The sequence below is a fragment of the Photobacterium marinum genome, from assembly GCF_000331515.1.
GTDB lineage: Bacteria > Pseudomonadota > Gammaproteobacteria > Enterobacterales > Vibrionaceae > Photobacterium > Photobacterium marinum.
Genome location: NZ_AMZO01000023.1, coordinates 1 through 11,205, shown reverse-complemented (window position 1 = coordinate 11,205; position 11,205 = coordinate 1). Strand labels below are relative to the sequence as shown.

Sequence of the window (11,205 nt, the reverse complement as noted above, 5' to 3'; positions counted from 1 at the left end):
GCTTCTAGTTTTCGCTCCGCGATCAATAAGATTTTTTTTGTTTTATATAAAAAAAGAGCCTGCACTATTCAGTACAGGCTCTCTCAAATCTCTCACACCTTTTGCTACTTTTTAGGGATGTCTTGGTCTCTCACATAATAAGTGGCGGGGTGTTCATTCCAATCGTCCCAGTCATCATCATCGTCGTCAACATCATCCTGAGCTTTCTTAACCTGCTGCTCATGATAATCATCCCACTTGAACTCGACTTTCTGCTCTTCGTCTTCTTCGTCTTCTTCAAAGGTTTCAGCCGGCATTTTTTCAATCTGGCTCATCAGATCGTAAGTCAGCTCTTTCGTACCCATACGGTTCAGGGCTGAAATGCAGTAGTAGTCACCTTCCCAGGCAAGCGCATCAAGGATCTCATCGATCTTCTCTTGTGCTTCTTCTTCCGGCAGCAGATCTACCTTATTGAATACGATCCAACGCGGCTTGCTTGTCAGCTTCTCGCTGTATTGCTCCAGCTCGTTCAGGATTGTAAAGGCGTTTTCAATCGGATCAGAACCATCAGCCGGCAGCAGATCAATCATGTGCAGTAACACACGACAACGCTCAAGGTGTTTCAGGAAGCGGATACCCAGGCCAGCACCGTCCGCTGCACCTTCGATTAGTCCCGGAATGTCGGCAACCACAAAGCTGCGTTCATTATCAACACGAACCACACCAAGGCTTGGTACCAGCGTTGTGAACGGATAGTCAGCAACTTTCGGCTTCGCCGCTGATACCGAACGAATAAAGGTCGATTTACCGGCATTTGGCAGACCCAGCATACCAACATCAGCCAGTAGCAGCAGCTCAAGGCGCAAATGACGAACCTCACCTTTAGTACCCATGGTCTTCTGGCGTGGCGCACGGTTAACCGATGACTTGAAGCGGGTATTGCCAAGGCCGTGGAAACCGCCTTTCGCCACCATCAGCTTCATACCGTGTTGAGTCAGATCCGCAATCACCTCACCGGTTTCTTCGTCAATAGCTCGTGTACCTACCGGCACTGGCAATACGCAGTCTTCACCACGTTTACCCGTACAGTTACCACCACGACCATTTTCGCCACGCTGCGCAGCATGGAATCGTTCAAAACGGTAATCAATCAGTGTGTTAAGGTTTTCATCTGCCAGCAGGTAAACGTCACCACCGTCACCGCCGTCGCCACCGTCAGGACCACCTTTCGGGACATATTTTTCACGGCGGAAGCTCACTGTACCGTTGCCACCGTCACCAGCATCAGCTCGAATTACCGCTTCATCTACAAACTTCATCTCTTTCTCCGCACTGTGGCGTTAAAATCTCTCAACCGGGGGCTATAACCAACTCCCGGAAGTTATTAACCTATTGTAATGGACCTTGACTATTTATGCTGCCCTATAAGCTTATGGCCAATAGCGCAGAACATGGCACCACTCACCACAACAACAGCGCCGACATAGCCCAGAACATTCAGGGCGGCGGCAGCAAAAAACTCAGGCCAGATCAGACTGGCAAGGTCGACAAATAAAATAGTGAACAAGGGAGCCAGGGTAATCACTGCACTCACTTGTGAGGCCTGCCAACGTGCCATCGCTTCTGCAAAAGCGCCGTAGCCGACCAGGGTATTAATACAGCAAAATGCCAGCATACCCAATTGTCTCTGATCCATCAGCAGGATCTGTTCAGGTGATGCTACTGGCGTCAACATCAGCGCACAGATCACATAGATCATCAGCAGGATCTGGGGCGAGCTGAAATACTTCAGCATCAGCTTTTGTGCCAGACCATAGATTACCCATACAAGCGCTGCCAGCACCGCCAGCATTACGCCACGGGTATACCCGGTAAAACTGGTAAACAACTCAACCAGCCGCTCATTGAAAAACAGCAACAAGCCAAGCAACAGACAGGTTACACCTATGATCTGATGTCGCCCCAGTTTCTCTTTGAATACCCAGACACTGGACAACAGCAAAATAACCGGAGCCAGTTGGATAATCACCTGGACCACTGGCGGATTCAGGTATTCAAGCGCACTGTTGAACAGTACAAAGTTACCCGCCAGACCGATACTTGCCAGTATCAGGCTGATGCCTCCTGCGACACCAAGGGCTTTAGGTACTGGTAGCTGCTTGCGCCAGTACAGCCATAGTCCAAGCCCCAGAGAGGCTGTGACAAAGCGATACCAGACAATCGTAAACGGTGCCATTACTTCAACCGCTTGTTTCATCGCGATTGGTAGTGCGCCCCAGAACAATGCCGTAACCAATGCCAGCAGCATACCCGTTGTCGGGTTCTGATTCGGCATAACCTTTCCCCATAACAAAAAGCCCCGCCAGTAGGCAGGGCTTTGGAATTCGTTACGAGACTGAATTATTCAGCTTCGATAGATACGAATTTACGGTTCTTAGGACCTTTAACTTCGAACTTCACTTTACCGTCAGATAGAGCGAATAGAGTGTGGTCTTTACCTAGGCCTACGTTGTTACCAGCGTGGAACTTAGTACCGCGCTGACGTACGATGATGTTACCTGCTAGTACAGATTCGCCACCGAAACGCTTAACACCAAGACGTTTACTTTCTGAATCACGGCCGTTACGAGTAGAACCGCCAGCTTTTTTGTGTGCCATCTTTAAATTCTCCTGTTATTAAGCGCTGATGCCAGTAATCTTGACTTCAGTGAACCACTGACGGTGGCCCTGTTGCTTACGAGAGTGCTTACGACGACGGAACTTAACGATTTTTACTTTATCGCCACGACCGTGAGCAACTACTTCTGCAGTTACTTTACCGCCAGATACGAAAGGTGCGCCTACAGTTACTTCTTCGCCGTTAGCTACTAGAAGTACTGAGTCAAATTCAACGCTAGCGCCAGTTTCAGCGTCTAGTTTTTCTAAGCGAATGGTCTGGCCTTCGCTTACACGGTGTTGTTTACCACCACTTTGGAAAACAGCGTACATGTCTTACTCCGCTTGTCCGCATAGGCCATATGCCACGTATAAATTTTGGGCTATGGGTATGCGCTTAATCTTGTCATCAATAGGGCGCGAATGTTACGCGAAAATAGGGCTTCTGGCAACCCATTAAGAAAAGAAAATTGGTGAAAAGCTGGCCAGTAATGAAACTCCCTGATTTAAACGTAAACGAGGTTATGAAGATAGCGAAGTTTTAGTGTAAGATTCGATGAATATTTTGATACCTATTCGCAATTGCAACCCAAAAATTCAATGCCTGACGGGATAGGATGACGGGACCAACTCATCGTAGCAGTTATTCTATAAGCATCCCGTACAATATGGCAGTGACATCTTGCCTGTGCCCTGCAGCCAGTGCCGATTGTCCGTAATTTCTGCGAATGGGTTCGTTTAACATTTCCGCCTGGTGCGGCAAACAATTTTGCTGGATGTACAATGGATTTTAAAGCTATCCAAGCACTCACTGCTGACGACATGGCAGCAGTTGACGCGAAGATACTGGCACAACTGAATTCAGATGTGGCCCTGATCAATCAACTTGGTTTCTACATTGTCAGTGGCGGCGGAAAACGCCTGCGTCCTATGCTGGCGGTTTTGGCTGCCCGTGCTCTTGGCTATGAGGGTGACAAACACACCACCGCCGCAGCCTTTATCGAATTTACCCACACCGCTACCCTGCTTCACGATGACGTTGTCGACGAGTCTGATATGCGTCGTGGCAAAGCGACCGCCAATGCCATGTTCGGCAATGCTGCCAGTGTCCTTGTCGGTGACTACATCTACACCCGCTCTTTCCAGATGATGACCAGCCTTCGATCCCTGAAGATCCTCGACATTATGAGTGAAGCGGTTAACGTGATCGCAGAAGGTGAGGTTCAGCAGTTGATGAACTGCAACGATCCGGATACCACAGAAGAAAGCTACATGCAGGTTATATACTCCAAGACTGCCCGCCTGTTTGAAGCCGCAACCCAAGTTGCTGCCATTCTTGCTGAAACGCCAACAGAAATCGAAGCTGCAATGCAGGATTACGGTCGCTATCTTGGTACTGCTTTTCAGCTGGTTGACGACATTCTTGATTACACTGCTGACGGCAAAGAAATGGGCAAGAATGTAGGTGATGACCTGGCTGAAGGTAAACCTACCCTACCACTGCTGCATGCCATGCATCACGGTAACGAAGAGCAATCGGCAATGATCCGTGAAGCTATCGAGAAAGGTAACGGTCTCGACAAACTGGAACCAATCCTTGCTTGCATGCGTGAAGTCGGCTCACTGGAATACACCCAGTTACGTGCCGAAGAAGAAGCAGATAAAGCAATCGCCAGCCTGTCTGTTATTCCGGATTCTGAGCACAAAGAAGCACTGATTGCACTGGCTCACCTAGCCGTTAAACGCAACAAGTAATCAAGAAAAATTGCTCATTTCAAAGCCTGCCATCGCGCAGGCTTTTTTGATCCGGTTCATTTCCGCTCCTGATTACCCTGCGTATCCACTTCAGATCTAAGAAGCCCCCATAAGATCAAACCGATGTTCTATAGTTTAACAATGATCTTAGTGATCCTTATGGGAGGTCAGTTATGCAAGCGAAAGATCTGAAACCGGGCATGAGAGTCGAATGCCAACAGGGAGTTGCAGAAGTCATTGAGGTAGATAAAGCACACAATACAGCTATTATCGAAAACATGAGTGATCACAAACGGATCAATATCAATTGCAACGATTTAGAAGATCAACCACAGCTTCATACCGGCTGTGACCTCTATTATTAGCTTCTTCCTACATAACTTCTTCTATATAAATAGGCAGGAACTTCCGCTTAACAAACTATAGCGAAGACAAAAAAGCGGCCATATTGGCCGCTTTTAAGTTAGAGCTTATCTATCAAGGGATTACTTCGCAGCGAATTCTTCGCCCTTGGCAATATCCCCTTTCAGAGTATCCAGCATGCCTTCCAGCGATTCCTGTTCGAAATCGCTCAGCTTGCCGTAATCCATAACTTCTTCAACACCTTCTTTACCAAGCTTGATTGGCTGAGCAAAGAATCGGGTATGTTTGCCATCGCCTTCAACATACGCACACTCAACCACACCTTCTTCACCCTGAAGAGCTCGAACCAGCGCAAGGCCGAAACGACATGCAGCTTGGCCCATAGAAAGTGTTGCTGAACCGCCACCCGCTTTGGCTTCAACCACTTCCGTACCTGCATTTTGAATGCGAGGAGTCAGTGCTTTAATTTCTTCTTCAGTGAACTCAACACCTTCTACCTGAGAAAGCAGAGGAAGAATTGTCACACCGGAGTGACCGCCAATCACAGGTACACGCACTTGACCCGGATCGATACCCTTAAGCTCAGCAACAAACGTTTCTGAACGGATAACATCCAGTGTGGTTACACCAAACAGTTTACGCTTGTCATACACACCGGCTTTTTTAAGCACATCCGCCGCAATCGCCACAGTGGTATTTACCGGGTTGGTAATAATACCGACGCATGCTTTCGGACAAACCACAGCAATTCTTTCTGCCAGGGATTTAATAATACCTGCATTTACATTAAACAGATCCGCACGATCCATACCAGGCTTACGTGCAACACCGGCAGAAATCAGAACAACATCAGCGCCTTCCAGAGCTAGGGTTGGATCTTCCCCGGCATAACCCTTAATCGAAACAGGTGTTGGAATATGGCTAAGATCAACAGCAACCCCAGGAGTTACCGGAGCAATATCATACAATGCGAGATCAGAACCTGCTGGCAGACGGTTTTTCAATAGCAGGGCAAGAGCCTGGCCGATACCACCAGCAGCGCCAATTACAGCAACTTTCATGTTCGTTCTCCTTTACGATAGAAGTTATAATTTTTCAGACCTAATACCAATTCACATGAAATCAAAGTAAAGCTAAGACTATGATTTTATGTGAATGGTAGGGATGACGTTATAGCAAGCACCGGTTAAATACAATGAATCCCAGCCAGCTTTGAGAAGTTAAGCATGGCACAACAACAAAAAATGCTACATCTATATAACATTTTATTTTTTGTTGCCTCAGCCGCCATGAAAATAAACAAGCCTTTCCTGTTATAACTATTCAAAGCAAACCACAATTAAAGTGATGCGCTCGCCAGTTTAGATGCACACTGTTTGCTACGAGCCAAAAAGTTGTGCCAGAATACAGCACCTCGTCCCTGTACATGAAATTTACTTATGCGTAATTCAGATAAACAAGAACGCTTAATCAAAGCATTCAAAGCCATTCTTAAAGAAGAAAAGTTCAGCTCCCAAGGTGAGATTGTTGATGCCTTGAAAGCTCAGGGGTTCGATAACATCAACCAGTCAAAAGTCTCTCGCATGCTGACTAAATTCGGTGCTGTTCGCACCCGCAATGCGAAGATGGAGATGGTTTACTGCCTGCCTGTTGAGCTTGGTGTACCTACTACCAGCAGCCCGCTTAAAGAACTGGTAATGGAAATTGATTTCAACAGTGCACTGGTTGTTATTCACACCGGCCCAGGCGCAGCACAGGTTATCGCTCGCCTGTTAGATTCCCTGGGCAAAGCAGAGGGTATTCTGGGCGTAGTCGCAGGCGACGACACCATCTTTATTACCCCGACCAATTCCATCTCAACAGAAGAGCTATTCGACTCTGTTTGTGAGCTGTTTGACTACAGCAACTAAGCTAAATCCCTGATACTCTCTCTCTTAAATGAGAGAGAGCTCACAATAAAACAAACTTTTACGATCATCACAAAAAAATTACAAGTGTTTGATTGTTCAAAATAATTATTCTCCCTTCCCGCCAACCTCTTGCATTTTTCTCTGCATTTTCTTGCAATCAACCTTTAACATAATTTTAATTTTTATGTTTTCTTTTGCTATCATCGTTTTGATTTGCTTAGTCAAATATGCCTTTTCCACCGATGGAAAATGTTTCCATAACTGGAGATAACAACAATTAGGAAGGGACAAACATGGCATTTAAACAACTTGTAAAAATCAGTGCACTTGCCGCTGCAGTAATGACCAGCGGTATGGCCAATGCCCAAGATTTCATCACAATTGGTACCGGTTCGGTCACTGGGGTTTACTATCCGACAGGCGGTGCGATCTGTAAGCTGGTTAATAAGGATCGCAAACAACACAACATCCGTTGCTCTGTTGAATCGACAGGCGGCTCAATCTACAACGTTAACACCATGCGCGCCGGTGAGCTGGACTTTGGGATCGTCCAGTCCGACTGGCAGTACCACGGTTACAACGGCACCAGCAAATTTAAAGAGCAAGGCCCATATAAAAAACTGCGTGCTGTATTCTCGCTTCACACCGAACCGTTCAACATTATTGCCCGTGCCGATTCCGGCATTAACGACGTTGCCGACCTAAAAGGCAAACGCGTCAATATCGGTAACCCAGGTTCCGGTGACCGCGCCACCATGGGCGTGGTAATGGATGCCATGGGCTGGACCATGAAAGACTTCAAACTCGCTTCTGAGTTGAAGGGCTCTGAGCGATCCCAGGCATTGTGCGATAACAAAATCGACGCCTTCGTTTATGTTGTCGGTCACCCGAACGGCTCCATCAAAGAAGCCACCACATCCTGTGCCGCTAAACTGGTTTCAGCCACAGGTCCAGCAATCGACAAAGTTGTCTCCGACAACCCGTACTACGCCAAAAGCACCGTACCAGGCGGTATGTACAAAGGCACGGACAGCAACGTAAACAGCTTTGGTGTCGCTGCGACCCTGGTTTCCACCACAGATGTTTCTGATGACGTCGTTTATGCGGTGGTGAAATCTGTTTTCGAAAACTTCGATACCTTCAAGCGCTTGCACCCTGCTTTCGCTAACCTTAAACCAGAGGACATGGTGAAAGACGGCTTGTCGATCCCGCTCCACCCGGGCGCGGTGCGTTATTACAAGGAAGCCGGTTACCTGAAGTAACCGCACGAAACAGCGCAATACAGACATATTGCCAACCATGCGCCGCATAAGCGGCGCATGGCATTTCGCTTACCCGCAAAAAACTACAAACAACTCATTACTACCTAGCCCATCTAAGAAGGATTATGCATGACGAAGACAACTGATACGTCAACAGATGTGCAGGATATGGTGGCTCAGGCCGACACTGGTGCAAGGAATCCTGCAGGAATGGCTGGACGCCTCCTGTGGCTCATTCCGCTCTGTTGGTCTCTGTTCCAACTTTGGTACGCCTCACCGCTGCCATTTATTTTTGATTTTGGTGTCCTGAACGATACCGAAGCCCGCTCTATCCATTTAGCATTTGCCATTTTTCTTGCTTTCACCGCCTATCCGGCCCTGAAGCATTCCCCGCGCGACCGGATCCCGCTTCTCGACTGGGTGATGGCACTGGCAGGCAGCTTTGCCGCCGGGTATATCTACCTGTTTTACACTGAGCTGGCAGGCCGCTCCGGTGCGCCGACCCAATTCGACATTGTCGTTGCCGTCATCGGCATGGTGCTACTACTGGAAGCAACCCGCCGTGCGCTGGGACCACCACTGATGGTCGTCGCTGCAGTATTTTTACTTTATACCTTCGGCGGTCCCCACATGCCGGATGTTATCGCCCACAAAGGAGCCAGCCTTAACAAAGCAATGTCACACCTGTGGCTGACAACCGAAGGTGTCTTTGGTATTGCCCTCGGGGTATCTACATCATTTGTATTTCTGTTCGTGCTGTTCGGTGCCATGCTTGAACGCGCAGGGGCCGGTGCCTACTTCATAAAAGTCGCATTTTCTCTGCTTGGCCATATGCGTGGCGGCCCGGCTAAGGCAGCGGTTGTTGCTTCAGGCCTGTCCGGCCTGGTCTCAGGCTCATCCATTGCCAACGTAGTCACAACCGGCACTTTCACCATTCCACTGATGAAGAAAGTCGGCTTCCCAGGCACTAAAGCCGGGGCGGTAGAAGTGGCCGCATCAACCAATGGTCAGCTGACACCTCCAATCATGGGGGCCGCTGCCTTCCTGATGGTGGAATATGTCGGGATTTCTTATGTAGAAGTGATCAAAGCCGCCCTGCTGCCAGCCCTGATCTCCTACATCGCCCTGCTCTACATCGTTCACCTGGAAGCCTGCAAGGCTGGCATGACCGGGCTGAAGCGCCATTACAAACCAACCCTGGCACAGAGCCTGTTATCATTTACCGGCACTATTCTCGGCCTGGTGGTACTCAGTGCCGTTGTCTATTACGGGATCGGCTGGACCAAAGATATCTTCGGCGCCGCAGCCACACCGCTCATCGCTGTCGTGATCCTTATTGCCTATGTGGCGTTGGTGCGGATATCTGCCCGCTACCAGGATCACCTGATGGAAAACCCTGAGGATGATATTACCGAAGTACCGAATCCGGGCCCGACAATCAAATCTGGCCTCTACTTCCTGTTGCCGATTGTCGTTCTAGTCTGGTGTCTGACAGTTGAACGCTTTTCTCCTGGGTTGTCCGCTTTCTGGGCGACCGTGTTTATGATCTTTATTCTTCTGACCCAGCGCCCGTTGTTGGCAATGTTCAATAAAGAAAAGACCATCCCTGAAGCCATGGTGGAAGGTGGCGTCGATCTGCTGGAAAGTCTGGTCTCCGGTGCCCGCAACATGATCGGGATCGGTGTAGCAACGGCTGCGGCTGGTATCGTGGTCGGGGTGGTGACCCTGACTGGTATCGGATTGGTGATGACCGAGTTCGTCGAGTTTATCTCCGGCGGTAACATCATACTGATGCTGCTATTTACCGCGGTGATCAGCCTGATCCTGGGGATGGGGCTACCAACCACGGCTAACTATATTGTGGTCTCCACTTTGATGGCCCCGGTTATTGTCACCCTTGGTGCGCAAAACGGCCTGATCATTCCGCTGATCGCCGTTCACCTGTTCGTGTTCTACTTCGGAATTCTGGCCGACGACACTCCTCCGGTCGGCTTAGCGGCTTTTGCCGCTGCCGCAATAGCCAAGAGCGATCCGATCCGGACCGGTATCCAGGGCTTTACCTATGATATCCGAACCGCCATCCTGCCGTTCATGTTCATCTTCAATACCCAGTTGTTGATGATTGATATCGACTCCTGGTGGCACCTGCTGCTAACAGTCACCTCTGCGGTGATCGCCATGCTGACATTCTCTGCCGCCACTCAGGGGTGGTGGTTCACCAAAACTAAATGGTGGGAAGTTGTCGCGCTGCTACTCATTACTTTCTCACTGTTCCGTCCTGGATTCTGGTGGGACATGGTCTATCCACCGAAACATGAAATGCCGGGCGTACTAATTGCTGATGCCGCCGACAAACTGGCCGTTGGCGAGCCACTGGAAATCCAGGTCACAGGCGAGAACCTCGAAGGCAAACTTGTCAGCAAACATGTACTGTTACCGTTTGACGAACACGCCATTACTCCGGAAGAGCGAATCGCTTCAACCGGGCTGATGCTGCGTCAGGAAGAAAACAAGATGCTAGTCGATTTGGTTGAATTCGGCAGTCCGGCAGAAGCTGCCGGTATCGACTTTGACTGGGAGATCACTCAAGTCAGCCTGCCAGCAGTCAGGCCGATGAAAGAGTGGGTCTTTATCCCGACCCTCATGTTGCTCGGCCTGTTAGGGTGGAACCAACGCCGCCGGGCTGAAAAAAAATCACAGGCTAAACTATAGGGAGAGCCTCTCTCCCTAACAAAATTAAGAGAATAATATGTATAAACAGATATTAGTGCCCGTTGATTTGAATGAAGAGGGTTTCGCAGACAAAGCCGTCGAGCAAGCCGTTTGGCACGCCAAACACTCCAACGCCACCATCCACCTTCTGTATGTCTTGCCCGGCATTCACATGTCCATGGTATCGAGCTATTTCCCCAAGGATGCAGCCCGGAAAATGATGCAGGAGGCCCAGCACCAACTGAAGGCGTTTGCGGCAGAGCACATTCCGGACGAAATCGTGCACCACCAACACATATCCGAAGGGAAACCCTGGGCAACGATCCTGGATCATGCCACACGAAGCGGAGCAGACCTGATCATTTTGCCAAGCCACAAGCGCTCCCGCCTAGATAAAGCCATGCTGGGCTCAGTGGCTTCCAAAGTGGTAGAAAACTCGCCGATTAATGTTCTTGTAATCAAACCTCAGGGCCACCTGAGCGAATAATTGACCAGAAACATGAAACAGAAAAGCCCGCGAAAAACGCGGGCTTTTTATTTTCTTACCATGTCCCGTCCTGAGATAAGTT

11 protein-coding genes are annotated in these 11,205 nt (G+C 49.1%); 6 read left to right on the top strand and 5 right to left on the bottom strand.

Features of this window, described 5'->3' with window-relative positions; all coding sequences use genetic code 11:
- Nucleotides 1–104: 104 nt before the first annotated feature.
- The 4 genes from cgtA to rplU form a co-directional block, all read right to left on the bottom strand.
- Nucleotides 105–1,298 (bottom strand): Obg family GTPase CgtA, encoded by a 1,194-nt coding sequence (gene cgtA / locus C942_RS15925; protein WP_007467535.1) that lies wholly within the window; start codon nt 1,296–1,298, stop codon nt 105–107.
- 89 nt (nt 1,299–1,387) lie between these two features.
- The gene (locus tag C942_RS15920) at nt 1,388–2,314 is read right to left on the bottom strand and encodes a DMT family transporter (protein ID WP_007467534.1); all 927 of its coding nucleotides are present in this window, start codon (nt 2,312–2,314) and stop codon (nt 1,388–1,390) included.
- 65 nt (nt 2,315–2,379) lie between these two features.
- A complete protein-coding gene (gene rpmA, locus C942_RS15915) occupies nt 2,380–2,637 on the bottom strand; it encodes a 50S ribosomal protein L27 (RefSeq protein WP_007467532.1) in 258 nt (85 codons plus the stop codon).
- 18 nt (nt 2,638–2,655) lie between these two features.
- Complete coding sequence (gene rplU, locus C942_RS15910) at nt 2,656–2,967, bottom strand: 50S ribosomal protein L21 (RefSeq protein ID WP_007467524.1); 312 nt, start codon at nt 2,965–2,967, stop codon at nt 2,656–2,658.
- A 450-nt stretch (nt 2,968–3,417) separates the two neighbouring features.
- On the opposite strand from rplU, the gene ispB reads away from it, so the two are divergent.
- On the top strand, nt 3,418–4,389 hold the full coding sequence (gene ispB / locus C942_RS15905) for an octaprenyl diphosphate synthase (protein WP_007467521.1): 972 nt from the start codon (nt 3,418–3,420) through the stop codon (nt 4,387–4,389).
- A gap of 173 nt (nt 4,390–4,562) precedes the next feature.
- A complete protein-coding gene (locus C942_RS15900) occupies nt 4,563–4,754 on the top strand; it encodes a hypothetical protein (RefSeq protein WP_007467520.1) in 192 nt (63 codons plus the stop codon).
- Nucleotides 4,755–4,874: 120 nt separating this feature from the next.
- Here the strand turns inward: C942_RS15900 and mdh are convergent, their stop codons facing one another.
- Nucleotides 4,875–5,813, bottom strand: a complete 939-nt coding sequence (gene mdh / locus C942_RS15895; protein ID WP_007467519.1) for a malate dehydrogenase — start codon at nt 5,811–5,813, stop codon at nt 4,875–4,877.
- Nucleotides 5,814–6,191: 378 nt separating this feature from the next.
- Here mdh and argR point away from each other — a divergent pair, with 378 nt between their 5' ends.
- The 4 genes from argR (at nt 6,192) to C942_RS15875 (ending at nt 11,123) form a co-directional block, all read left to right on the top strand.
- The gene (argR, locus tag C942_RS15890) at nt 6,192–6,662 is read left to right on the top strand and encodes a transcriptional regulator ArgR (protein WP_007467518.1); all 471 of its coding nucleotides are present in this window, start codon (nt 6,192–6,194) and stop codon (nt 6,660–6,662) included.
- A 293-nt stretch (nt 6,663–6,955) separates the two neighbouring features.
- Nucleotides 6,956–7,924, top strand: a complete 969-nt coding sequence (locus C942_RS15885) for a TAXI family TRAP transporter solute-binding subunit (RefSeq protein WP_007467517.1) — start codon at nt 6,956–6,958, stop codon at nt 7,922–7,924.
- Between the two features lie 129 nt (nt 7,925–8,053).
- Nucleotides 8,054–10,636 carry a TRAP transporter permease gene (locus tag C942_RS15880; protein WP_007467509.1) on the top strand — a complete coding sequence of 861 codons (2,583 nt, stop codon included), beginning with the start codon at nt 8,054–8,056 and terminating at the stop codon, nt 10,634–10,636.
- Between the two features lie 37 nt (nt 10,637–10,673).
- Nucleotides 10,674–11,123 carry a universal stress protein gene (locus C942_RS15875; RefSeq protein ID WP_036800551.1) on the top strand — a complete coding sequence of 150 codons (450 nt, stop codon included), beginning with the start codon at nt 10,674–10,676 and terminating at the stop codon, nt 11,121–11,123.
- Nucleotides 11,124–11,205 lie beyond the last annotated feature (82 nt).

Bases quoted from the DNA above. Each gene is read 5' to 3' on its own strand.
- C942_RS15875 (WP_036800551.1), top strand. From the start codon at position 10,674: ATGTATAAACAGATATTAGTGCCCGTTGATTTGAATGAAGAGGGTTTC.
- ispB (WP_007467521.1), top strand. From the start codon at position 3,418: ATGGATTTTAAAGCTATCCAAGCACTCACTGCTGACGACATGGCAGCA.
- argR (WP_007467518.1), top strand. From the start codon at position 6,192: ATGCGTAATTCAGATAAACAAGAACGCTTAATCAAAGCATTCAAAGCC.
- rplU (WP_007467524.1), bottom strand. From the start codon at position 2,967: ATGTACGCTGTTTTCCAAAGTGGTGGTAAACAACACCGTGTAAGCGAA.
- mdh (WP_007467519.1), bottom strand. From the start codon at position 5,813: ATGAAAGTTGCTGTAATTGGCGCTGCTGGTGGTATCGGCCAGGCTCTT.
- C942_RS15900 (WP_007467520.1), top strand. From the start codon at position 4,563: ATGCAAGCGAAAGATCTGAAACCGGGCATGAGAGTCGAATGCCAACAG.
- C942_RS15920 (WP_007467534.1), bottom strand. From the start codon at position 2,314: ATGCCGAATCAGAACCCGACAACGGGTATGCTGCTGGCATTGGTTACG.
- cgtA (WP_007467535.1), bottom strand. From the start codon at position 1,298: ATGAAGTTTGTAGATGAAGCGGTAATTCGAGCTGATGCTGGTGACGGT.
- C942_RS15885 (WP_007467517.1), top strand. From the start codon at position 6,956: ATGGCATTTAAACAACTTGTAAAAATCAGTGCACTTGCCGCTGCAGTA.
- rpmA (WP_007467532.1), bottom strand. From the start codon at position 2,637: ATGGCACACAAAAAAGCTGGCGGTTCTACTCGTAACGGCCGTGATTCA.
- C942_RS15880 (WP_007467509.1), top strand. From the start codon at position 8,054: ATGACGAAGACAACTGATACGTCAACAGATGTGCAGGATATGGTGGCT.